The 21,961-nt window shown below is 61.1% G+C and carries 21 protein-coding genes; 9 read left to right on the top strand and 12 right to left on the bottom strand.

Annotated elements, in window-relative coordinates:
- Positions 1-17 precede the first annotated feature (17 nt).
- Positions 18-758, top strand: a complete 741-nt coding sequence (locus tag DVB37_RS25440) for an amino acid ABC transporter ATP-binding protein (protein WP_046803291.1) — start codon at positions 18-20, stop codon at positions 756-758.
- A 274-nt stretch (positions 759-1,032) separates the two neighbouring features.
- On the opposite strand, the gene DVB37_RS25435 is transcribed toward DVB37_RS25440, so the two are convergent.
- Positions 1,033-1,698, bottom strand: a complete 666-nt coding sequence (locus DVB37_RS25435) for an imm11 family protein (RefSeq protein ID WP_120157118.1) — start codon at positions 1,696-1,698, stop codon at positions 1,033-1,035.
- Between the two features lie 470 nt (positions 1,699-2,168).
- Between DVB37_RS25435 and DVB37_RS25430 the strand changes: the two genes are divergently transcribed.
- Positions 2,169-2,915, top strand: coding sequence for a lysozyme inhibitor LprI family protein (locus DVB37_RS25430; protein WP_240434005.1), 747 nt, complete (start codon positions 2,169-2,171; stop codon positions 2,913-2,915).
- 104 nt (positions 2,916-3,019) lie between these two features.
- Positions 3,020-3,535, top strand: a complete 516-nt coding sequence (locus tag DVB37_RS25425; RefSeq protein ID WP_240434004.1) for a GNAT family N-acetyltransferase — start codon at positions 3,020-3,022, stop codon at positions 3,533-3,535.
- Positions 3,536-3,797: 262 nt separating this feature from the next.
- Here DVB37_RS25425 and DVB37_RS25420 read toward each other — a convergent pair whose 3' ends face one another.
- Entirely contained in the window at positions 3,798-5,753 is a 1,956-nt protein-coding gene (locus DVB37_RS25420; RefSeq protein WP_120157116.1) for a UvrD-helicase domain-containing protein, read from the bottom strand.
- Positions 5,750-8,011 (bottom strand): AAA family ATPase, encoded by a 2,262-nt coding sequence (locus tag DVB37_RS25415; protein WP_120157115.1) that lies wholly within the window; start codon positions 8,009-8,011, stop codon positions 5,750-5,752. Before DVB37_RS25415 ends, DVB37_RS25420 begins: the two co-directional genes overlap by 4 nt.
- A 581-nt stretch (positions 8,012-8,592) precedes the next feature.
- Between DVB37_RS25415 and DVB37_RS25410 the strand changes: the two genes are divergently transcribed.
- The 3 genes from DVB37_RS25410 to DVB37_RS25400 all read left to right on the top strand — a co-directional run bounded on the left by DVB37_RS25410 (position 8,593) and on the right by DVB37_RS25400 (position 10,372).
- Positions 8,593-9,156 carry a GNAT family N-acetyltransferase gene (locus DVB37_RS25410; protein WP_120157114.1) on the top strand — a complete coding sequence of 188 codons (564 nt, stop codon included), beginning with the start codon at positions 8,593-8,595 and terminating at the stop codon, positions 9,154-9,156.
- A gap of 125 nt (positions 9,157-9,281) precedes the next feature.
- Complete coding sequence (locus tag DVB37_RS25405; protein WP_371683095.1) at positions 9,282-9,866, top strand: nucleotidyltransferase family protein; 585 nt, start codon at positions 9,282-9,284, stop codon at positions 9,864-9,866.
- A gap of 89 nt (positions 9,867-9,955) precedes the next feature.
- Complete coding sequence (locus DVB37_RS25400; protein ID WP_120157113.1) at positions 9,956-10,372, top strand: VOC family protein; 417 nt, start codon at positions 9,956-9,958, stop codon at positions 10,370-10,372.
- Here DVB37_RS25400 and DVB37_RS25395 read toward each other — a convergent pair.
- Complete coding sequence (locus DVB37_RS25395) at positions 10,364-10,882, bottom strand: hypothetical protein (protein WP_120157112.1); 519 nt, start codon at positions 10,880-10,882, stop codon at positions 10,364-10,366. The genes DVB37_RS25400 and DVB37_RS25395 overlap by 9 nt on opposite strands.
- A gap of 214 nt (positions 10,883-11,096) precedes the next feature.
- On the opposite strand from DVB37_RS25395, the gene DVB37_RS25390 reads away from it, so the two are divergent.
- On the top strand, positions 11,097-12,113 hold the full coding sequence (locus DVB37_RS25390) for a tripartite tricarboxylate transporter substrate binding protein (RefSeq protein WP_104141720.1): 1,017 nt from the start codon (positions 11,097-11,099) through the stop codon (positions 12,111-12,113).
- 158 nt (positions 12,114-12,271) lie between these two features.
- On the opposite strand, the gene DVB37_RS25385 is transcribed toward DVB37_RS25390, so the two are convergent.
- The 8 genes from DVB37_RS25385 to gtdA all read right to left on the bottom strand — a co-directional run bounded on the left by DVB37_RS25385 (position 12,272) and on the right by gtdA (position 20,181).
- On the bottom strand, positions 12,272-13,447 hold the full coding sequence (locus DVB37_RS25385) for an ABC transporter substrate-binding protein (protein WP_120157111.1): 1,176 nt from the start codon (positions 13,445-13,447) through the stop codon (positions 12,272-12,274).
- A gap of 49 nt (positions 13,448-13,496) precedes the next feature.
- Positions 13,497-14,711, bottom strand: a complete 1,215-nt coding sequence (locus DVB37_RS25380; RefSeq protein ID WP_120157110.1) for a 3-hydroxybenzoate 6-monooxygenase — start codon at positions 14,709-14,711, stop codon at positions 13,497-13,499.
- A gap of 16 nt (positions 14,712-14,727) precedes the next feature.
- Positions 14,728-16,080 carry an FAD-dependent oxidoreductase gene (locus tag DVB37_RS25375; RefSeq protein WP_104141725.1) on the bottom strand — a complete coding sequence of 451 codons (1,353 nt, stop codon included), beginning with the start codon at positions 16,078-16,080 and terminating at the stop codon, positions 14,728-14,730.
- 114 nt (positions 16,081-16,194) lie between these two features.
- Complete coding sequence (locus DVB37_RS25370; RefSeq protein WP_120157109.1) at positions 16,195-17,202, bottom strand: tripartite tricarboxylate transporter substrate binding protein; 1,008 nt, start codon at positions 17,200-17,202, stop codon at positions 16,195-16,197.
- Positions 17,195-17,584 carry a chorismate mutase gene (locus DVB37_RS25365; protein ID WP_240434003.1) on the bottom strand — a complete coding sequence of 130 codons (390 nt, stop codon included), beginning with the start codon at positions 17,582-17,584 and terminating at the stop codon, positions 17,195-17,197. Before DVB37_RS25365 ends, DVB37_RS25370 begins: the two co-directional genes overlap by 8 nt.
- Positions 17,581-18,219 (bottom strand): maleylacetoacetate isomerase, encoded by a 639-nt coding sequence (gene maiA / locus DVB37_RS25360; protein ID WP_120157108.1) that lies wholly within the window; start codon positions 18,217-18,219, stop codon positions 17,581-17,583. The genes DVB37_RS25365 and maiA overlap by 4 nt, the downstream gene beginning before the upstream one ends.
- Positions 18,220-18,231: 12 nt before the next feature.
- Complete coding sequence (locus DVB37_RS25355; protein ID WP_120157107.1) at positions 18,232-18,930, bottom strand: fumarylacetoacetate hydrolase family protein; 699 nt, start codon at positions 18,928-18,930, stop codon at positions 18,232-18,234.
- A 150-nt stretch (positions 18,931-19,080) separates the two neighbouring features.
- Positions 19,081-20,181 (bottom strand): gentisate 1,2-dioxygenase, encoded by a 1,101-nt coding sequence (gene gtdA / locus DVB37_RS25350; RefSeq protein WP_120157106.1) that lies wholly within the window; start codon positions 20,179-20,181, stop codon positions 19,081-19,083.
- A gap of 182 nt (positions 20,182-20,363) precedes the next feature.
- On the opposite strand from gtdA, the gene DVB37_RS25345 reads away from it, so the two are divergent.
- Positions 20,364-21,299, top strand: a complete 936-nt coding sequence (locus DVB37_RS25345) for a LysR family transcriptional regulator (protein WP_104141731.1) — start codon at positions 20,364-20,366, stop codon at positions 21,297-21,299.
- The gene (locus tag DVB37_RS25340) at positions 21,299-21,856 is read left to right on the top strand and encodes a hypothetical protein (RefSeq protein WP_046803309.1); all 558 of its coding nucleotides are present in this window, start codon (positions 21,299-21,301) and stop codon (positions 21,854-21,856) included. Before DVB37_RS25345 ends, DVB37_RS25340 begins: the two co-directional genes overlap by 1 nt.
- Positions 21,857-21,961: the final 105 nt, after the last annotated feature.

The raw sequence follows: 21,961 nt of genomic DNA, 5'->3' as shown, positions 1-21,961 counted from the left end.
TTTACGGGAGTACAGGCATGTCGGATGCCATTATTCGTATGCAGGACGTGAACAAGTGGTACGGGCAGTTCCACGTGTTGCGCAATATCAATCTGGACGTGGCGCAAGGCGAGCGCATCGTGGTGTGCGGCCCTTCGGGGTCGGGCAAGTCCACGATGATCCGCTGCATCAACCGTCTGGAAGAGCACCAGAAAGGCCACATCATCGTGGACGGCACGGAGCTGACAAATGACCTGAAGCACATCGAGACGATCCGCAAGGACGTCGGCATGGTGTTCCAGCACTTCAACTTGTTCCCGCACCTGACCGTGCTGGAAAACCTGACGCTGGGCCCTATGTGGGTGCTGAAGAAGCCGCGCGCGGAAGCCGAAGCCACGGCCATGAAGTACCTGGAACGCGTACGCATTCCGGAACAAGCCAAGAAATTCCCCGGCCAGCTGTCAGGCGGCCAGCAACAGCGCGTGGCCATCGCCCGGTCGCTGTGCATGAACCCCAAGATCATGCTGTTCGATGAGCCCACTTCGGCGCTTGACCCCGAAATGGTCAAGGAAGTGCTGGACGTAATGGTGTCGCTGGCCCAGGAAAGCGGCATGACGATGATCTGCGTAACCCACGAAATGGGCTTCGCCCGCAAGGTCGCCAACCGCGTCATTTTCATGGACCGTGGCGAGATCATCGAACAGAACAACCCGGATGAATTTTTCGATAATCCGCAGAACGAACGGACGAAACTGTTCTTGAGCCAGATCTTGCATTGATCGGCTGAAGATCAGAAAAGTCGTTTGTGGTAAGCGCCCCAAGAGTCGGATTTTGGTCCGACTGTTGGGGTGTTTTTATTATTGCGGCGGTATGCGGGGGCTGATGAAGCGCGGGTTAGGTCGGTGGAAGTTCGATGCGTTCGAGGGCTTAGTATGTAGCGTTGCGGCATTTCGATATGCGGGCGGTTTCGGCGAAAAGCGAGCATACGCGTCACCGCACCGACATCCGCGCGTGGCCGCGCAGCGGCCATAACCCTCCGCTCCCGTGTCAGCTCTAAATATCGGCTACATCGCGCAGCCGTACGCCGGAGAAGTTGGCCGCACTCAATGCATCAAACATCGCGCGGTCGCAGATAGGAGGTGCTCCCATGCGATCCTGGCGGAAGATATGGGCGTCTCCCACAAGCTCCTGTTTGAACACCAAGCTGGCTCCGCCAACGAGGCTATAGAGCTTCTCGTCCTGGCCTGTCTGATAATTGCGGTCGAGCTTGATCCTCACGCGAGAAGCGGCTTCATCCAGGGCATCGAGTCTGCGCAGCACATTCCCAAGGTAGTACTGAGGACCGGGGCTGCCGTCAGCAAGGCTGAAGTCGCATGCCACAAAGGCAAACGCCTCGGCGTCCAATTGCTCAAACAGTTGCTTCAACGGCTCCGACACAATCCATATGCCAGCGAGCTCTTCCAGATCGCGTGGCATTCCGCCTTTCTCCGATACATGAACCAGGTGCGGACGCTCCGGATACTGATCTGGCATTCCATTGGGACACGAGACGACATTCATCCCCGGATCGATCAGCGTCTGTTCGTTGGCAATTTCTATGCCGGGAACCCTGCCGTTTCCCAAGAAGCTGGCGTCGATCAGGAAAAATTTTCCCTTATGCGATGCGGCTTCGCCTGACACTTCAATGGCGGTGGGTTCGGTCACGGTGGGTTCCATCATGGATGTGGGCGCAGAACGGGAAGGCAGGTGCGCCGATGCTAACGGGGCTTTAACGCAGCCACAAGTTCCGTCGAAGTGCTGCCTGTGAGACTTGATTCACTTGGCCGCTTCCGGCCAGAAGCGGAAGAGCATCGGACCGAGCTCTTGTATTGCAGGCTGTACCAGACCATGCCAACTTCAGTGAACGGAATCTCAAGTTGAATGAACTTCATAAGCGACGTTAATGAAGGATCATCCGAGATGATTGTGGGGGAGCCGCCGCTTTAGTTGCTAAAGGCACAGGCGTCCGCTTAGATCTGGTAAAAACTGAGCCGGGTATTGGGAATAAGAATGCCTCTGATGGTCCTGCGACAAGATCACAAGCCCAGAGATGTGCATAAGCCCAGTTCAGCTGATTTGACGTGTCACGAGGGAGATGTGTTGTGCTGTACGCAAGACATCATCGACATACAACTTGAGAAGATAGGATCATGACCCAGCCGCATTCAACACGCCCGCCCGCTTACGCACCGAAGACACGGTATACACCTGCGATGAAGCTTCTCTTTACGTTGGGCCTTGCAACGTTATGGGCTAGCGCCCAAGCCGCTAGTTTTGATTGCAACAAGGCCGCGGGCATTACGGAAAGGTTGATCTGTAGCGATGTCGAGACATCCGCGCTGGATGGAAAATTGCAAGGCGCCTATGAAACAGCACTAGCCGCAACCGATGCCTATGGCAAGAAAGAGTTGGGTAAAGAACAGCGCAACTGGATCAAATACGCTCGTGACATTTGTCAAGACAGCGCCTGCCTGCAGCAAGCATACACAACCCGAATCGCCATGCTGGCGCGTAATGAGGAACATATTGCCAATGGCGAGGTGTACTCAGACTGCAAGCTGCCGGGCAACCAAACTGTTAGTGGCGAATGCGTGAATGTTGTGTCGATTCGTGATCCCAACTCCCGTGTTGAATCGTTCAACCAATCGTTGGCGCATCAGAAGCAAAATGGCCGGATCATCGGTTGTAGCCGGCTGATTGATCTACCGGTTGGCGCCGCCGGGAGTAATCACAGTTTTGGCGGCTCCTGCGTATTGCAGGAAGGTACGCAGCGCAAGAACGTGCGGATCTGCAACGACGATATGTTCGGGCATTTCCAAGTCGAGCCGTCCACGCCACAGGATGCCTCAGACAAGCGCCTGGTCGACTTTATTTACGCGCAATGCTATGGCGGTTGACGGTAAGCGCCCGGGCTTATCCGTGATTTTGTGTGCGAGGCATATCGAAATCGGAGTCTGACACGGTTGTTCGAGAGGTCTAACCACGCCGACAAGGTACAAACGTGGAAATCGATATTGCGTCTGTTGACGTCCGGCTCTTTACACCCGACGACGATATTTCGTCTCTCACTTCGTTGCTGCACCGCGCCTATGCGCAGCTCGGTGAAATGGGATGGCAGTTCAAAGCTGTAGATCAGACCGACGATGTCACGCGGCAGCGCGCGGACGCTGGGGAGTGCTACGTGGCGGTTGCTGGCGGGCGCTTGGTGGGGACCGTACTCTACGTTCCTCCGCGACGGACAAAAGGGACACCATGGCTCGATCGGCCCGATGTCGCGAGTCTTCATCAGCTGGGAGTGGACCCCGCTCTACAACGGTCGGGTCTTGGGACCAGACTGATGAAATACGCCGAAGCTCGGGCGGTAATCTGTGGTGCCAACGAAATCGCTTTAGATACCGCCGAACCCGCCACGCATCTGCAAGATTGGTACATCTCACGCGGCTACCGGCCGATCGAATTTGCGCAATGGGCACACACCAATTATCGAAGCATCATTATGAGCAAGCCATTGGGCTAATCTGCCTAGACTTTTATTGCGTGCAATTGCCATGCTCAACGACCGGCGGATGGAAAGAGACCCTTCCCCGGTTGGCGACGGTGGGGCGGAAGTGATCGTTCGTCTATTGCGGCTTTGGGTCGAACACTGCCTGTCTTCGAGAACCGCTTTCGGCCAGAAGCGGTCAGCGCTCTCAGCACCTCCAAGTGACAGCTGCAGACTGAGAGCAGCCGATCGACCCATGTATCGCGAATCGCCGGTCTTGCCGAGATCGGGCACCTAGTCAGTCCAATAGGGAAATCTCCGCTTCCTGAAACCAGCCCGTAGCTTTGATTGCTTCGGCTGCGGCAGTGCGATTTCCGGCCCATAACACCAGTGCGAGGCTTTCCTCGGCTCTGCTGCAGGTGACGTACAACAATCGCAAGGTACGGTCGACGGTGGTTTCTTTACCCGCCGCGATGTTCTCGTTGTCCGTCTTGGAGAGCGGCTCACCCCCGAACACTTTGTCGTATGAGAACAGGAAGCCCCGCGCTTCATGGTCGTCCATAACCACCATCACGTGTGGGAACTCCGAGCCCTTCACAACTTGGTGCGTTGCGAGTTCCGCTTCGCCGTGCAAGTAGTCTCGGTAGCGTGCAATCTGCGGCCAAGGAGTCTGAAAGAGATGACTCCAGCCTCGTTTCAGCCGGTCATTCCTCTCCTCCTTGCTAGCAACTTTTGGCGGAGCTGGAGGCGGAGAGTCATCGGCAAAGGCCGCAACAAGGCGGGGGTCTGCATCAAAGATCCGCGCGCTCAAAAGAGGAGTCAAAACCTCTCGAACGGTCGCGCTAGGATTTCGGATCGCAGCACCGAAGGCCGTCACAGACTCGTGTATTTTTGCGAGTTGTATCCGCCGCTCTTCGACACCCTCAGGAAGATGTGCAAGCGCCTTCGCCGCTCGCAACACGTCCATCGCCGCGAACTCGTCCAAATCACCGGCCGGATCAAAGCAGGTCGCGAGGTCGAAGATTGATCCGAGCAAAGGCCGCACCATCGCCGGTCCCGTCCGTTCACCGTTACTCTTTGGAGCAGCCGCGTCTTCGTCCAATAGGTCCATGGCGAAGTACGCATCAAAGAAACTTCCGCGTTTCGCCGCCAACTTGTGTTCAAGTGCCAATGTCTTGAACTTCCGCGTCTCATCGGCCCATGCATCGATCCCGGTCGCCTTTGCCATGACCGCTGCGCATTGGCGTTCACGCTCAACCTTGTCCGCGGTAGCCCATGCGGCATCGCCAATGAAGATGCGAACAGTACCGGCCGACTTCTCTTCTCGCGGGTGTTGAGAAAAACCCGATTTGGGCTGCGTGCGACCGGGGATGTCGGCTAGCCAAATCGCGTTGATGAGGTCCACAACCCGCCTCTGACTTCGATGATTCATCTGCAGCGCAGGAAACGCCCAGTTCGTCGGGACTTGTGCAGGCAAATCACGATGGCCGTCCGGATAAATGCGCTGACGATGGTCCCCAAGCAGTCCCAGGGTGAACTTGCCCGGCCGCATGGCCTCCAAGTTCAGGAGAGCATCGAGGATGCCCTTCATGGTGTCCTGCGACTCGTCTATTAGCACCAAGGGGTACCGCTCCTCCAGGATGCGCTGGAGAGTTGGCCTGCAGCTGACAAGCCAAGCGGCAGCGGCGAGGACAGTCGCATGCGCTAGAGCTCCGAGGCCATATGTGTTGCGGTCAGGGTGATAGAGAAACCTCTCAACGGCACGTATCTCATCGGCTTCAATCGCAATTTCGGCATACTTCCTGCGGTCCGTATCAGTCTCTCCGTTCTTCTTATTTGAGGCCACCTGCTTCGCGGCTTCCAGTTCCTCATCTTTGAGTGCAAGCAGTGCCTCTCGAATATCTGCATCAAACCCTTGGATGAGTTCCCAGCAAAACGCGTGGATTGTCGATACAACTGTCAGGTCGTTATTCCCCAACCTACCGGTAACGATGTCGGTTGCATTTTTCGTGTACGTGATCACCCGCACGGCTTGGCCTCGGCTGTGAAGGCGCTTGGAGTATTCCCCACCAGCTTCATGTTTGATTACGCCGGTGATTCGTCGAAGAACCTCAACGAGCGTCCGCGTTTTTCCTGAACCTGCACCAGCAAAGAGGAAGAAGCTTCGTGGTACCGGGGCAGTGACATATCCGCAGATTTCCTCGACGACGTGAGCATCGCGGTCATTGCCTTCAGATTGGACTTGTACGTTCATGGAGTTTCACCAGCGTTGACTTTCAGCTCAGTGCTTAGCCAGGCAAGGGCGTCCTTGATGTACCCCGGGCAGTCCAGCGCAGCACCAGCATTGAGCCTCTCAAAAATCGTGGCTGCGAAGTCACCTTTACTGAAACTACCGTGCATCAGTTTGTGCAGCACCTCTACAAGCTCCACATGATCGGGATGGTGCCGCACGAGGTCAATCACCTTGCCCAGTGCACCACGGTGCTTTCTTTTCTTGCCCTTTTCGTCAACCTCTTCGTCAAGCCTCTTGAACCAGTCGATATTCGACAACACTAGTGCATCTTCGAACGAGCTTGGCCATTGAGCGCTGGCCGCAGCGACCGGCAGTTGCCACGCGAACCGAACTTTCACGCCGGCCGGGGATATCCACTCAAGCTCTGCTGCCGCGGGCCTTCCATACCCTTCGAATTTAACCAGCTTTGGATGCCACGACGTCAACGTGTCATTGCCGCACTCCAGGTCAGCTTGCCCGGCGATATGCACAGCGGACCGCACTGTCTTCCCGCTTTCAGACTTAATTGGAATGACTGGATCCAGGTCGGTAATGACGGCGGTTGGGATGCCAAGGCGCTCGATGAGAGGCCTGAGCCGGTGCGCGTGACTGCCTCCAATGTCGACGAAAGACACATACTTCTTGGCGAGCTTCGGAAAATCTCGTTCTATGAAGAGCGGTATGAGCATTCGCTCAGCAGTCCCCTCGACGAAAACGGCAGCATCTGCGAATAACAAATCCGTGTGCTGGACTTGGAAGTATCGCTCGGCAAAGGTACGAGTCTCTACATCGTTGCCGAAGGCATCCCCCAGATTCACGACTTCGGTGCTTGGTTTTGTCCCTTCCAATTTGCCCGCCAACCTCTTCACATACCGAAGGCGGGTGAAACTGTCACCGTGGGCCAGATGACTGGAGTGTGTGCTGATTAGCAACTGGCTACGCAGTTTGGAATGGATTGCTTCCTTAGGCCGAATGAGGCCGAGCGCATTGGATGAGAAGTTCCTTTGGACCTGCACGTGCAGATGTGCTTCTGGCTCCTCGACCAATACAAGATGCACGGCGGCTGGCGCTCCTTGCGAGGGATTCAGACGCGCAGTTCTGAATGACACGAGCATAAAACTCAAGGACTGAAGGTTTTGATAACCCAGACCAATGGAATGTTCCGGCAAGGACTCATCGACAGCCGTCTTATCGATTCGATATTGGACTGCGGTGCTATGAGCTAGAAGGTCAGCGGTCTGAATTCGAGTTCGAAAGTGGAACTGTTGGGGGTCGTGCAGGCCAGGGTATCCCAGGACCTCAACATCCTCCATGGCCGGCTTGAGTGCCTTGTAAATCAACTCGTCAAGGTCGGCCTGTGCGTTCGCAATAGCGGTCACGAGAGCCTCACCATGTACTGGAGCGCTGGTGGAGACATTCAGATGCTGCCGGGCGAACTTGAGCAATTGACTTGAGAACATGCCCGGCCGCGAGCTTGGTGACTCAGTCCGAGCTTCATCCTCCTCAGATCCGAGCCCGCGCTGGGCTGAGACGAAGTCGACGCGAACCAATTTCCGCAGGTGACTCAGGTCTACGGGAGAAGGACTCCGCGGTAGGGTCTGCGGGAGCGCGGCAGCGGTAGGTGCCAGTGGTCCCTTTTGGGGGTCAAGGCGATACGAAGCGATGCGGCGCAAATCTGATGGGTTTCTCAACCAATAGTCGATGATGTCGACCGGCCAAGCATGCCCCTCCCGCGGAAGGCCCTTCACCGGGAATCGAGCCTCACGATAGGCCCACGCCAGCTTTCTCAAATCATCGCTGTTAGAAACGGGCTCGAGGCGGACTCGCACGCCAACAGGACCGCCCTCCCACTTCAACGAGGTGATGTAAGGCGCTACATAGCTGTAGGCTCCCTCTTCCGCGTTGAACCACAAATCGGCGAACGGCATGCAGTCCAGCAGGGTTCGTAGCTGAACCTCCCACTCTTCGGCGTCCTTCGTGTCGGTAGTCGGATCTTCACCGAGATCCTCCCAAGCCTTGCTTAGCTCACGTAACTTGGCCCATTGGGAAAGGCTTAGGTCGTACGGGCGAAAGCCAGGCGAGTCTCCAAGAAAATTTCGTAGCACGGTCAGCAGCGACGTCTTGCCGCTGTTGTTCGCACCAACCAGAATCGTAGTTCCTTCATCAAGATCAAGCCGGGTGCATGCAAGGCGTCGGAAATTGCAGACCTCAACACAGGCTAGACGGATCGGGGATGACATATTGGTTGCTACCTCAACTGGTTTTTCCGGAGCTGGCCCCTGTACTCCGCTGGAGCGCCGACAGGCGCTGAATTGATGGTGTGAGAGATCACTCTCTCTTTGGAGCAGCCCCCTTAAGACCACCAAAAGCGCCCGCTGCCGCCACGCCGGACGAAGTCCGCGTGACGCAAGAACGCTCGTCGAGTGTGCTGCAGGAGATGATGTTAGCAGTTGTATCACGTTTTCTTAGGATTGCAGCAGGCATGCGCTGATGGCGCTCACCTTAGAAATGGCTGGTCCAGCTGACGGGAAAGCCCGTTGAATAGCTTCGCTGATTGCAGTCGCGTTTGGCTTAGTGGAATCTTGACCGCCACATGGCTATCAGGCCCCGCATGCCGCAGCGCTTTGTAACCTGCGGGAGGGGAATACGAAGGGAACGCCGCTTAGCAGACATTCCTGAACGGACGTAGAGTGACCGCAATGGGTCGGAAGCAGCCGTACCGCTCCGACCGCTTCTGCCCGACAGCGTGGTGGATGCCGGAATTTCATTAGAATCGCCGTGTACACAATAGACGCGGGACGGCTCAACAAGGGAGTGATGGATGCGCATCATGGTGGCCCCCGGCTCTGGACACCCGGCGGTCGTGCTGCGACAGCTGGAACGTGCTGACGCAGACGATTGGTACTCTTATCTTGCCTTGCCACAAGTGTTCCAGCACACAAGCTGGAATCTGGGCTCGGCTAAAGACCTGTCTCGCTTGTTTGACTTGCTCGATTCTGCATCCGAGGACTCGGAACGACGCCTGGCAATCATCGACAAACTACAGGATCGGCTCATCGGGACAATTGGATTTCACACCGTGTCAAACGCCAACAAAACGGCCGAGATTGCTTACGACATCGCCCCGTCACATTGGGGATTGGGTATCGCGAGTGCTGTATGCGACGCCGTAACCCGTTGGGCCTTCTCTTCATACGGTTTTGTCCGTGTTCAGGCGACGGTCCTGCACACAAACTCGCAATCGGAGAACGTGCTCAAGCGATGCGGCTTTCGACGCGAAGGACTATTGCGCTCTTACCGAATGGTACGAGGAACGCCCGGGGACTTCGTGCTGTATTCAAAGCTCTCCACTGATGAGAACCGAGAACTGAGAACTGAGAACTAAGCGACCGTATCGTGTGCGGGAGCGTAGTTTCCCAAAAGACGACGTACGGCCAGAAGAGGTCGGCCGACGATTCTGGATATTCTGTTTCCACATACAAGCAACCCGAAATTCTGGTTCCTGGCGAAATGATGACGAACGTTCGAGCGGGCTATGAGCAGCAACTATGCGACCTCGTCGAATCCTCTGAGCAACTGATGGCTGCGCTGCGGGCGGTTCGCTGCCTTGGTTTGCCCTCCTGGTGCATTGGTGCAGGGGCCATCAGATCTTTGGTTTGGGATAGTTTGCATGGCTTTCAGGAGCCCTCGAACTTAGATGACGTGGACGTTGCATACTTTGATGCCGAAGCGCCTCTAGCTCTGGATGCCGAACTTCAAGAGCGGCTGCAGTTGCTCCTTCCCTCGTTAACTTGGGAAGTGACAAACCAGGCAACAGTGCATGAGTGGTTCGCAGAAGCGCTCGGTCAAGTGGTTTCACCCCTGAACTCTTTGGACGATGGGCTGGCCACTTGGCCAGAGTTTGCCACCTGCGTTGGCATTTACCTGGACGATGATGAATCATTGAAGGTCATAGCGCCGTACGGACTGAATGACCTGTTTGAACTGCGAGTTCGGCACAACCCTCGGCGGGCGAGCGTCTCAACGTTTATGCATCGCGTGCATTCCAAGCGATTCGGCCACCGTTGGCCTCGGCTTTCAATCTGTACACCCTGACCGCACGTAGGACCGCTCCGCGTGGAAAGGCGTCGCTCATCACCCAGAAACCGCCGCGATAAACTCGCTATTCAAACGGAGGCGCGAACATGAAGCCACGAGTTACCGTTATCACCCTGGGCGTTGAAGATCTTGACGTGTCGTTGAGCTTCTACCGGGATGGGTTAGGCCTTTCCAGCGACGGCATTGTAGGCAGGGAATTCGAGCACGGCGCCGTTGCGTTTTTGGATTTGCAGTCCGGCGTGCGCTTGGCGCTTTGGCGGCAGAGCAGCATTTCTCATGACACGGGATTGACGACAGTGCCGTTCAATCCGACCCAGATGACGCTGGGTCACAATGTCTCATCAAAAGTCGAAGTGGACACTGTCATGGCTCAGGCCGGTGCGGCTGGGGCAACGATCGTCAAGCCACCGCATGAAACGTTCTGGGGGGGTTACTCGGGGTACTTTCAGGACCCCGACGGGCACCTCTGGGAAATTGTCTGGAATCCGCAGTGGTTAGAGTGAAAGCTGATCTGGCGCGGCAACTGAACTGCGGGCCAAAGTAGGCGCCGCCATGGCGCGGCCCGCAATCATGTCTTCGAACAAAGCCGCGAGATTCGGGGCAACGTCGCGCGTGTCCTCGAATTCCGGTTCGATGCCGTGCACGATGCGGCCCGAGTCGCGTTCTATGGCCATGAATTCGTACGCGCCGGCAACGCTCATGTAGATCGGCGTGTGCTGTTGCCAGAAGTCCAGGACCGCCTGCCGGCCGGCGTCGTCCAGTGCGGCCTCCAGGCTGATATCGCGCAGGGTGTGCCACGGAAAGGCGCTGTCGGCCGTGCAGTCATGGTCGGCTGCGCTCAGGAACCAGCGTGTCTGGTCCGCGTTGTGCAATTCGGTGAATGTCGCCAGGAAAGCGCCATAGCCGTGCGCGTCGCGCGGCGCGGCCGCTGGCGTCGAGGTGGGCGTGGTCCGCAGCACCGTCCAGCCACGAGCGGCGAGATAATCCAGGAAGCGTTGTGGCTGCGATGTCATGTCGGTTTCCTCGGAGGGGGTATCGATGATATTGCAGTCTGACGCTTTGTTTAAACGCATTGTTTATGACGCGCGTGGTCAGAAGAAAACACGAACTCCCCGCCCAAGGTTGACCAAACTAGGGCATCCCCGCCCGGTATCTCTTTGTTACGCCAATCTCCTCCCTGCGGTATGCTACTGACCGCCATAGATCTAGAGTGAGGAGAAAAACATCATGACGAATACCCCCCGTAGCGCGGTCCGCCGTGCCTTGTTGCAGGGCGCCGTGGCGCTGGCCGCTACCTTGCCGTTTGGTGCGCCCGCGCTGGCGCAGGCGACCGATTTCCCGACGAAGCCGATTCGCTTTGTTGTGCCTTACCCGCCTGGCGGTCCGCTGGACACCATGGCCCGCATGTTGGCCGAGAAGGTGCGCGGTTCGCTGGGTCAGCCCGTGATCGTGGAAAACCGCTCGGGTGCGGGTGGCAACATTGGCGCCGACCTGGTGGCCAAGGCGCCCGCCGATGGCTACACGCTGGTGATGGGCGCGGTGGCCACGCATGCGATCAACCCGTGGTTGTTCGCGAACCTGCCCTACGACCCGGTCAAGGATTTTGCGCCGGTGACGATCGTGGCGTCGGTGCCGAACGTGTTGGTGATGAACGTTGAGTTTGCCGACAAGAACAAGATCAAGACCCTGGCCGACCTGATCGACTACGCCAAGAAGAATCCGGGCAAGCTGAACTACGGTTCGGGCGGCAACGGCAGCGCGGGCCATCTGTCGGGCGAGCTGCTGAAGGCGCGTGCCGGCATCAACGTCGAACACATTCCTTACCAGGGCGCGGCGCCCGCGCAGTTGGCGCTGTTGTCGGGTCAGTCGGATTTCATGTTCGACAATCTGGCGGCGTCGGCGCCGTTGATCAAGGACGGCAAGGTGAAAGCGCTGGCGGTGACGACGGCCAAGCGTTCCTCGTTGCTGGCGGATGTGCCGACGGTTGAAGAGTCGGGCGTGAAGGGCTTTGATCTGGGCACGTGGTTTGGCGTGTTCACGACGGGTGGCACGCCCGCGCCGGTGGTGGCCAAGCTGAACAAGGCGTATGCCGATGCGATGCAGCAGCCGGATGTGAAGCAACGCCTGTTGACGATGGGTTCGGAAGCTGCGCCGATGACGCCGGAAGCCTTTGCTGACTTCGTGAAGAGCGAGAAGTCGAAGTACCAGGAAATCGTGAAGATTTCTGGCGCGAGCTTGAATTGATGGGTCGTTGATTCAACGCGACAGCAGTTTTGGGGGCAGCGTGAGCTGCCCCCTTTCATTTATGGCGTACGGATCTACGGCGTGCTCATCTACGCCGCCCCTATCGCCGGTCTACCCGTTCCCGGCCGATCCCGTTTCCGCACCCCCACTTCCCCCGCCTACATCTTGCAATCCGCCGCGTGCACATCGGTGTGGTCGCGCGCCAGCACCTTCAGGTTTTTGTAGACCAGCTTGCCGTCGCTGCCAGGCTCGATGTGCAGCAGATACCAGTCCTGAACCGGATGTTGATTCGGTCCGAACTTGAACTTGCCGCGCACGCTGGGGAAGTCCGCCTTACGTAGCGCATTGCGAAAATCGTCCGGGCGACCGGTGATGTCGCCATTCACGGCTTTCAGGGCCGAGGCGATCAGGTTGGCGGTGTCGTACGCCTGTGCTGCATACGCAGTGGGCGGGCGGTTGTAGGCCTTGGTGAACGCCTGCACAAAGTGCTTGTTCTGCGCGCTGTCCAAGTCGGCGCTCCATAGCGAACTCAGATAAAAACCCTTGCTGGCCGTGCCCGTCGCGGCCAGCATGCGGTCGTCCATTGAGTAGATCGGCGTAATCATTTTGATCTTGTCCGACAGCCCCGAGTTCGCGAATTGCTTGGTCAGGTTGATGCCCGCACCGCCCGGGTGAAACTGGAAAATCGCGTCGGGATTCAACGAGCGGATGCGCGCCAGCTCTACCGAAAAGTCCGACTGATCCAGCTTGGTGTAGATCTCTTCCGCAATCTCGCCCTTGTACGCGCGCTTGAAACCGGCGACCGCATCACGCCCGGCTTGATAGTTGGGCGCCATGACAACGACGCGCTTCACGCCCAGTTCGTTGGCGGCGATGCCGGCCGTGTCGGCGTAGGAATCGTTCTGGAATGCGACCGCGAAATAGTTCTGGTTGCAGGCCTTGCCCGCGTAGTTTGACGGCCCCGCGTTCAAGCTGACATAGAAGCCGCCCGCGTTCAGCACCGTGGGGCCAACGGCCGCCATCACGTTCGAGAAGTTGACGCCCGTGAACAGGCGCACGCCGTCTTGCACCATCTTGTCGGCGGTCTGCTTGGCGTTGGCCGGCTTTAGCGCGTCGTCTTCCACGCGTACGTTGACGGGCACGCCGCCCAGTTTGCCGCCGCCTTCCTTCACGGCCAGCATGAAGGCGTCGCGCTCCTCTTCGCCGATGTAGCCGGCGGGGGTGGACAAGGTGCCGATGAAACCGATGTCCAGCGGCTTGCCTTGCGCGCCGGCGGCGCATGCCGTCAGCGTTAACGCCAGGGCGGCGGCGCCCCGTAGGATGTGGCTTGTCATGGTTGTCTCCCAGTGGTGCTGCGGTGTTTTTGCTTTGTATTGATATGCCCTAAGTGGACGCCAGGCAGCCTTCCACCTTCCAGCCATACAGCCACTGCAACGCGTCATAGAACTGCGACTGGCTGCGGCCCGTCCACAGCGTGTTGCGCACGGTGCGTTCCACACCGCGCGCGTGATACAGCCTGCCCATCTCGCGCGTGGACCACACGACACGCGCGCTGCGCGGAATGCGCACCGATTCGTACAGGCGGAACGCGGCGTCCAGATCGTCGCCGCACTGTTGCACCGCGACCCCCAGCGTGACCGCGTCTTCCAGCGCCATGCAGGCACCTTGCGCCATGTATTGCGTCATGGGATGCGCCGCGTCGCCCAACAAGGTGACGCGGCCCTGGCCCCAATGCGCGACCGGTTCGCGGTCGGCGGTGGCCCAGCGCTTCCAGGACGTGGGCCGATCCAGCATCTGGTGTGGACGCGGATGAATGCCTTCGAAGTACGACAGCACCTCTTGCTTGCTGCCTTCGCGCACGCCCCATTCCTCTTGTTCGCGGCTGTGAAACGTGACGACCAGGTTGTATTGCTGCCCGCCGCGCAAGGGGTAGTGGACCAGGTGGCAGTGCGGCCCGGCCCACAGCACGGGCGCGTTGATGCGTAGTTCGTCTGGCATGTTTTCGCGTTCGACGACGGCGCGGTAGACCGCGTGGCCGGTCACGCGCACCGGGTCGCCCACCGTCTGCGCGCGGATGACTGACTTGACGCCGTCCGCGCCCACCAGCGCGTCGGCGCGATAGCGGTTGCCGTTTGTGTCCACCACTTCCACGCCTTGCGCGTCTTGCGACATTGCGGCGATTTGCGTCGACGTACGAAAACGGATCAGCGGGTTTTGCTGCACGGCTTCAAGAATGGACAGGTGAATGTCGGCGCGATGGATCACGGCATACGGCCCGCCGAAGCGCGCACGAAAGGCGTCGCCCGTGTCGATGCGCACGACTTCTTTGGCGTCGACGGCGTCCATCATGATGATGTGGTCGGTGAAGACGGCGCGTGCCCGTGCGGTCTCGCCCACGCCCAGCGCGTCCAGCGCCGCGAACGCGTTGGGCCCCAGCTGTATGCCCGCGCCGATTTCGCCAATGTGCGCGGCCTGTTCCAGCAGTTGTACGGCGATGCCTTGCCGCGTCAGCGCCAGCGCGGCGGCCAGGCCGCCGATGCCGCCGCCCACCACGATCACGGACCGCGTCGGCTTGGCTGAAAGTGAAGATGCGTTCATGTTGACTCCCGCGGGTTCAATCCTGGCCGCCCAGGAAGGCGCCTTGGTGTTTCAGTTGCGCTTGCAGCGCCGCGATGGAAACGTTGCCCGGTGCGATGCCGTCGCGCAGCGCCATTGCCGCCGCTGTGCCCGCGGCTTCGCCCATGACGAAGCAACTGCCGCTGACGCGCGCGGCCGACTGACCCTCGTGCGTCATCGACGCGCAGCGGCCCGCCACCAGCACGTTGTCGGCCACGCCGGGCCCGCGCTTGGGCACCATCATGCGAAACGGCAGCTGGTTGTAGCCGCGCGATTCGGGGATGGGCGGCCACACCCATTTGACGTCGCCCGCCGTGTGCATTTCCAGGGGCCAGCCGTTCACGCCGATGCTGTCTTCGAAGTCGGCGCAGCCCAGTACGTGTTCCTGCGTCAGCACGGCTTCGCCGACGATGCGACGCGTCTCTCGGATGCCCAGCTGCGGCGCGATGTCCAGCACGTAAGCCTGTTCAAAGCCCGGGACCTTGGCGCGTAGAAAGGCCAGGTACTGCATGATCTGGCGGCGGCCTTCCAGCTCGCCTGCCGACAGCGAGCCCGCGTCGGTGCCGTCGGCCGCGCTGCCATCGGCATTGGCCAGCTGCGTGACGTTGACGCGCCATTCGTAGTCGTGCTTTTGCGGGCGGACGATGGCGCCGCGCCGGGGGAAGGTGAACTCGCCGCTGGCGGCGGCTTCGTCCATCAGCAGGGGTATCGTCTTCCACGCTTCCTGCGCCCGCGCGCCGTCCACGTTGCCCACCTTGAACATCAGCGTGGGGTAAAGCATGTGGCCGTGAGCGTCGCCTTTTTCAAAGGGCAGGCCGCCCCATTGCGCGATGTCGGCATCCCCGGAACAGTCGATGAAGACCTTGGCGCGTACCGCGCAGCGGCCGGACTTGGTTTCCAGGAACAGGGCGTCGACGCGGCCGCGTTCGTCGCGTGTCAGCCCCGTGGCCAGGGCATGGAACAAGATCTGCGCGCCGCTGTCTTGCACCATGCCGTCCGCCGCGCACTTGAAGGCGGATATGTCGTAGGCCTGGGCGTGGATCTTGCCCAGGATCAGGTGCGGATCATTCAATCCGTCCATCGCGCGCATGCGGTCCAACAATTCGTCGGTCATGCCGTGCACTACCTGGCGGATGTCGCCGTGGATGTTGGCGTGCAGGCCGCAGAAGTTGGATACGCCGGCGGCGGTGCCCATGCCGCCCAGGAAGCCGTAGCGTTCCACCAGCAGCACGCGCGCGCCGTTGCGGGCAGCGCTGGCGGCGGCCAGCACGCCGGCGGGGCCGCCGCCCAGCACCACAACATCAAATTCGCCATATAGCGGGACCTGGCGGGCGGGTTCGGTAATGACCATCGAGATTCTCCTTGCTTGTATTGCTGCGCGGCGCGGTGCGCCACCCTGCGTTGCGCCACCAAGCGGTGCGCCACCCTGCGGTTCGCCACCCTGCGGTGCGCCACGAATTACCGCTTACTGGCCCTTGATGCCCAGCTTCTTGATCAGCGGTTCCCAGCGCCTGAGCTCGTCGTCCATGTAGGCGCGAAACTCAGCGGGCGTGCTGCCCACCGGGTCCATGAATTGCGCTTGGAGCCGCTTGGCGACTTCCGGGTCGCGTATGGCCTGGATCAACGCATCCGACAGCTTTTTCTGAATGTCGGCCGGCACCTTGGACGACACCACGAAGCCGATCCATGCCGACCCCTCAATGCCCGGCACGCCCACTTCCGCCAAGGTCGGAATGTCGGGCAGCAAGGCAGAACGCTTGGACGACGTCACCGCCAGCGCCTTCAAGCGGCCGTCTTTCACCATCGGCATGACGGCAATGGGCGGCAGCGCGGCAAACTGCGTGTCGCCCGACAACAGCGACGTCAACGCGGCGGGCGACGACGGATAGGGCACGTGCGTGGCGCGCGCACCGATCTGTTGCAGCAGCAGTTCAACGGCCAGGTGCGACACCGTGCCGGCGCCCGGCGACGGGAAGTTGTACTTGTCCGGATTCTTCTTCAACGCCTCCAGCAGTTGCCCCACGTTGGCGATGCCGGCGGACGCGGGCACCACCAGCACGTTGGGCTGATGCACGGCCAGCGTCAGCGGCGACAAATCGGTGGCGGGCGCATAGGGCAGCTTGTCGAACAACAAGGTGTTGTTCACCAGCGGGCCGGTGATGGACACGCCGAAGGTGTGGCCGTCGGGCTTGGCGTTAGCGATGGCGAAGGTGCCGATGTTGCCGCTGGCGCCGGGCTTGTTTTCAATGACGATGGTTTGCCCCAGGATGGCGCCGGCCTTCTCGCCGACAATGCGCGCCACCTGGTCCGGGCTGGACCCGGGCCCAAAGGGCACGATGGCCTTGAGCGGTTGGGCGGGCCAGGCATCGGCTGCCTGGGCGGACGTCAGCGGCGCGGCGGCGGACAGGGCCAACAGACCCATCAGGCCCCGGCCCAATGCGCGCGTCAGGCGTTGGGGCAACAACTTAGTCATGCGTGTCTCCCACGTTTTTCGTGGTGTTGAAATAGGTTTGTTCGTTGGCGATGAAGGCGGCGACCATTGCGCGATACGTCGCGTCCACCACCTGTTCCAGGTTGGCAAAGCCGCGGTTGTGGCGCGTGGCCAGCGCGCGCGCCTTGTCAAAGACCTGCGCCTGACGCGCGGGTGCGCTGACCTGGAAGGCGTCGCGCTTGAAGCGCGCGGCATCTTTCACGTACATCGCGCGCTCGGCGATCAAGCGGACGATCTCGTCGTCCAGGCGATCGATGTTGGCGCGCACATCGGCCAGCGTGGCGCACAGCGGCTGGTAGGCGGGGTCGGTGTATTCGCGCAGGGGCGCGCCTTGGGTGTCGGGCTCTTGCATGGGCTTGGTCATTGCGTGTAGTCGGGTTGACGCGCGGGCGCGGCTTGCTGGAAGGCGGGTTGCGCGTTGCAGTGGTCGTAAACGCGCAGGATGCGGGCATATGGCGACAGGTCGCAGCCCATCCGCTGCGCATTGGCCACTTGCGGCACCAGGCAGCAATCGGCCAGCGTGGGCGCGTCACCAAAGCAATACGCACCCTGGCCGTGGCGCGCCAGCAATTGCTCGACCGCGCCCAGGCCCTCCTTGATCCAGTGGTGGTACCAGTCGTTCTTTTGCGCGTCGGTTGCGCCCAGCACGTCTTGCAGGTAGCGCAGGATGCGCATGTTGTTGACGGGATGGATATCGCACGAGATGGCAGCCGCCAGTTCCAGCACGCGGGCGCGCGCCAGGGTATCGGTGGGGATCAGGCGCGGCGTGGGATGCGTGGCGTCCAGGTAGTCGATGATGGCAAGCGACTGCGACAACTGGACGTCGCCATCGGTCAGCAGCGGCACGCCGGCCGACGGGTTCTGCGCAACGTAGTCGGGCGCGCGCTGTTCCTGCTTGCGCAGGTTCACGGGCGCGTAGTGGTAGGGCAGGCCCTTGAGCGCCAGCGCGATGCGCACGCGGTACGACGTAGAGCTATTGAAAAAGCTGTGCAGTTGCATGTGGCCTCCTGGTCAGACCATCTTTACGCTGAGTGTGCCCAGCCCATCCACGCCGCCCAGCATCTGGTCGCCGCGCACGACGGGGCCGACGCCTTCGGGTGTGCCGGTGTAGATCAGGTCGCCCGGCTCCAGCCGGAAGTAGCGGGACAGGTAGGCCACGGTCTCGGCCACAGACCAGATCAGCTTGCCGATGTCGCTGCGTTGCTTGTCGGTGCCGTTGACCTGTAGCCAGATGCCGGCGTGTTCGATGCCGCTGCTCGATGCCGCCGGATGCAGCGGTCCGATGGGCGCGCTGCGGTCGAATGCCTTGCCCAATTCCCACGGGCGGCCGGCTTCGCGCATTTTCATTTGCAGGTCGCGGCGCGTCATGTCCAGGCCCACGGCGTAGCCCCAGACATGTTTGTGCGCGTCGTCCACGGCAATGTCGGCGCCGCCTTGGCCAATGGCCGCGACGAGTTCGATTTCGTAATGCAGGTTGGCGGTTTCGGGTGGGTAGGGCAGGCTCAGCGTCTGGCCCTCTGCGACCGGCACGACGGCGTCGGCGGGCTTGCAGAAGAAGAAGGGCGGTTCGCGGTCGGGGTCAAAGCCCATCTCGCGCGCATGGGCGGCGTAGTTGCGGCCGACGCAGTAGACGCGGCGTACGGGAAACGTGTCCAGGCTGCCGGCGATGGGCACGGCAGCGGGCGCGGGGGGAGCAAACACGAAAGGCATGAATCACCCTGGAAAGACGGAAGGGGAAAGAAAAAAGGGAAAAGGGAAACGCAAAGGGGATGCAACGGAAATGCAAAGCGCAAGGCGCAGGGTTCAAACCCCACTGCGCAATCACCGCGCTTGCACTGCGCTGGCACCGCGCGCCCGGGATCAGCCGATGCGTTCTTCGCGCCACACGCCCAGCGCGTCCTGCACCGGGCGGTCGGAATAGCTGAACAGCGTGGCGTCATCCAGCGCGGCCAACTGCACCGGCATCCACGACGGCGCGACGAACACGTCTCGCGGACCGAAGTGGAATTCTTCATCGCCGATACGCGCGATGCCCCGGCCTTCCACCACGCTGTACACGGTGGAATCGGTGCTGCGATACGCCTTGCCCTGGAAGCCCGCCGGCAGCAGCTGCATGAACGTGGCCATCGTCGGCATGGGGTAGCCGCCCGTGGCCGGGTTCAGGTAGCGCAGCTTCACGCCGTCCCAAGGGTCAAGCTCGCCATGGCGATACAGCGCGTCCAGCGCCTCGCGGCTGCGTTCGTAGGGGTAGTTGAAGATGGGCGATGTGCCGCTGGTGGCTTGGTGGCGCACCGGCGCCATGTTGTGCCCGAAGCGCGCCATGCTGTCGCCTTCTGGACGCGTCACGGGCTGCGCGGCCTGCGGATAGTTTTCGGCAAAGCCCGCATCCAGAAAGCGCAGCAGCGGAATGTCCAGGCCGTCCAGCCAGACGACCGGTTCGCCGCCTTCAACGGTGTCGGCATTGCCGTGGTCGTGCCAGGTCCAGGACGGCGTGATGATGAAGTCGCCCGGGTGCATGGTGGTGCGTTCGCCGTTGACGGCGGTGTAGGCGCCGCGCCCTTCCACGATGAAACGCAGTGCCGACTGCGTGTGGCGGTGGCTGGGCGCCACTTCACCCGGCAAGATCAGTTGCAGCCCGGCGTACAGGCTTTGCGTGATGCTGGCTTGCCCGGGCAGGCCGGGGTTTTCCAGGATCAGGACGCGCCGCACGGCTTCTTCGGCGCTAATCAACGAGCCGGACGCCATGACGTCGTCACGCACATCGTCGTATTTCCACAGGGCGGGTACGCAGCGCGGCGAGGGCTGGCGGGGCACCAGGTTATGCAGGGACTCCCACAGCGGAGCCATATGTTTCTTGGCGATGCGCGCGTAGTACTGCGCACGGTCGGCGCTGGGGTGTGCGTCGGGGTGTGCGTCCGGGTTTGCGCTGGGGTGTGCGCCGGGGGTGTGGCCGTCGGGCATGTTTGTCTCCGGTATGTCCGGCTGAAGCCGGCTTCTACAGGTGGCCGCCACGTGGTTCGCGGCTGGTCCAGATTCGAAGACGATTATGCGTACGCAGCTATGTGTTTTGAAATGAAATTATCTTATTATCCATACGAATAAATATATACATACGAGACAACCTCCCACGCACGAGGGCCTGCATGGACTGGACCCATCGCCTGCGGCTGCGCAACCTGAAGATGCTGTTAAGTCTGGCGCAGACCCGCAACATCAGCCATTCGGCGGCCATGCTGAACACGACGCAGCCCGGGCTGTCGAAGTGGCTGAAAGACCTGGAAGACGACATCGGCCTGCCGCTGTTCGAGCGCCACGCGCGCGGGCTGCGGCCCACGCCGCATGGCGACGTGCTGATTGCGCATGCGCAGCGGCTGGAAGCGCAGCTGGACCGCGCGGGCGCCGACATGGCCGCGCTGCGCGAAGGCGGCGGGGGCCGGGTGGTGATCGGGGCATCCGGCGCGTCCGCTTCCGACACCGTGCCGCTGGCCGTGATGAAGCTGTTGGAACGCATGCCGCAAGCGCGCGTGAAACTGGTCGAAGGCACTACCGACCGCCTGCTGGCGCAGCTGGCGCAAGGGGATCTGGATATCGTGGTGGGCCGCTCGGCGCCTGAACATCACGACCCGGCCATTCGCTTTGAAGCCTTGTACCTGGAGCCCATCCACCTGGTGGCGCGCCCGCGCCATCCGCTGTTTGCCATTGAACAACCCAGTTGGCCGGACCTGCTGTCGTACCGCTGGATTCTCTGGCCCAAGGGCACGCCGATCCGCAATGCGGTGGACGCGGCGCTGGCGGCCGCCGGCCAGGCCCCGCCCGCCGATCACGTGGAATCGAACTCCGTGACCATCAACCTCACGCTGATCAACAACAGCGACATGATCAGCGTTGCCTCGCATCGCGCGGCGCTGCGCTTTTCGCAGATGCGCGCGATGCGCATCATCCCCGTGCGCTTGTCGGGCTTTGGTTCGGTGGCGATGTACTGGCGCGAAGACGCGTTCCGCCCGATGGCCGTGCAAGAGGCGATGGCGGCGCTGCGCAACACGGTGGCCGAACACGCACCCGGTGTGACGAGGCTTTGATGACAGCGCCGGGCGCGGGGCTGACAGCGTTGATCGCGCAGTGCCGCAAGGTGGAGGCCGCGCTGGCGGGCTCCGGCGACCCGGCCGCATCGACGGCCATGCATCGCTTTGTGGCCGACATGGACGCGCGCCGCGTGCCGCCCGGCATGTGGTCGCCGCTGGTGTTGTCGGTGTTGGTGATGACGGGCGGGCTGGGCGTCGGGATCGAAGTGTTGAGCCTGCTGCTGCGATCCGCGGGCGCGGCGCTGGCCGCGTTTGCGCTGGTGGCGGTTTGCGCGGGTACGGCGCTGGCGTTGGCGATTGGCGTGGTGATGGTGATGGCCGGCAAGTGCGCGGGCCTGGTGCTGATCAGGCGGCTGGTGCTGGCGCTGATCGCGATTGGCGCGATGGGCCTTGCCGCCTGGGCGCTGGGCGGCGTGCGCGCCGTGGGGCCGGTGGTGGCGCTGCTGGGCGGCTTGGGCGCGTGGCTGGTGGTGAACAGCGCCGCGTTCTACGTGTTCGCGGGATATCGCGTGGCGCTGCGCGTGGTGGCGGGCGGCCACGGCCAAAACAAATAAGCCATCATCGGTGACGGGCACCGTGATGGCTTGCATAGGCATCCAGGCAACGGAGACCAGGCGCTTGACACCAGGCGCTCTGCGCCCCGCGCCCGGGCCTGGCGC

The organism is Achromobacter sp. B7 (assembly GCF_003600685.1).
Lineage (GTDB): Bacteria > Pseudomonadota > Gammaproteobacteria > Burkholderiales > Burkholderiaceae_B > Achromobacter > Achromobacter spanius_B.
This window is presented reverse-complemented; position numbering and strand designations above follow the sequence as displayed.

Coding starts and splice junctions, on each gene's coding strand:
- DVB37_RS25390 (WP_104141720.1), top strand. CDS start 11,097: ATGACGAATACCCCCCGTAGCGCGGTCCGCCGTGCCTTGTTGCAGGGC.
- DVB37_RS25340 (WP_046803309.1), top strand. CDS start 21,299: ATGACAGCGCCGGGCGCGGGGCTGACAGCGTTGATCGCGCAGTGCCGC.
- maiA (WP_120157108.1), bottom strand. CDS start 18,219: ATGCAACTGCACAGCTTTTTCAATAGCTCTACGTCGTACCGCGTGCGC.
- gtdA (WP_120157106.1), bottom strand. CDS start 20,181: ATGCCCGACGGCCACACCCCCGGCGCACACCCCAGCGCAAACCCGGAC.
- DVB37_RS25370 (WP_120157109.1), bottom strand. CDS start 17,202: ATGACTAAGTTGTTGCCCCAACGCCTGACGCGCGCATTGGGCCGGGGC.
- DVB37_RS25385 (WP_120157111.1), bottom strand. CDS start 13,447: ATGACAAGCCACATCCTACGGGGCGCCGCCGCCCTGGCGTTAACGCTG.
- DVB37_RS25405 (WP_371683095.1), top strand. CDS start 9,282: ATGATGACGAACGTTCGAGCGGGCTATGAGCAGCAACTATGCGACCTC.
- DVB37_RS25435 (WP_120157118.1), bottom strand. CDS start 1,698: ATGATGGAACCCACCGTGACCGAACCCACCGCCATTGAAGTGTCAGGC.
- DVB37_RS25400 (WP_120157113.1), top strand. CDS start 9,956: ATGAAGCCACGAGTTACCGTTATCACCCTGGGCGTTGAAGATCTTGAC.
- DVB37_RS25440 (WP_046803291.1), top strand. CDS start 18: ATGTCGGATGCCATTATTCGTATGCAGGACGTGAACAAGTGGTACGGG.
- DVB37_RS25365 (WP_240434003.1), bottom strand. CDS start 17,584: ATGACCAAGCCCATGCAAGAGCCCGACACCCAAGGCGCGCCCCTGCGC.
- DVB37_RS25420 (WP_120157116.1), bottom strand. CDS start 5,753: ATGAACGTACAAGTCCAATCTGAAGGCAATGACCGCGATGCTCACGTC.
- DVB37_RS25395 (WP_120157112.1), bottom strand. CDS start 10,882: ATGACATCGCAGCCACAACGCTTCCTGGATTATCTCGCCGCTCGTGGC.
- DVB37_RS25345 (WP_104141731.1), top strand. CDS start 20,364: ATGGACTGGACCCATCGCCTGCGGCTGCGCAACCTGAAGATGCTGTTA.
- DVB37_RS25355 (WP_120157107.1), bottom strand. CDS start 18,930: ATGCCTTTCGTGTTTGCTCCCCCCGCGCCCGCTGCCGTGCCCATCGCC.
- DVB37_RS25380 (WP_120157110.1), bottom strand. CDS start 14,711: ATGAACGCATCTTCACTTTCAGCCAAGCCGACGCGGTCCGTGATCGTG.
- DVB37_RS25415 (WP_120157115.1), bottom strand. CDS start 8,011: ATGTCATCCCCGATCCGTCTAGCCTGTGTTGAGGTCTGCAATTTCCGA.
- DVB37_RS25430 (WP_240434005.1), top strand. CDS start 2,169: ATGACCCAGCCGCATTCAACACGCCCGCCCGCTTACGCACCGAAGACA.
- DVB37_RS25375 (WP_104141725.1), bottom strand. CDS start 16,080: ATGGTCATTACCGAACCCGCCCGCCAGGTCCCGCTATATGGCGAATTT.
- DVB37_RS25410 (WP_120157114.1), top strand. CDS start 8,593: ATGCGCATCATGGTGGCCCCCGGCTCTGGACACCCGGCGGTCGTGCTG.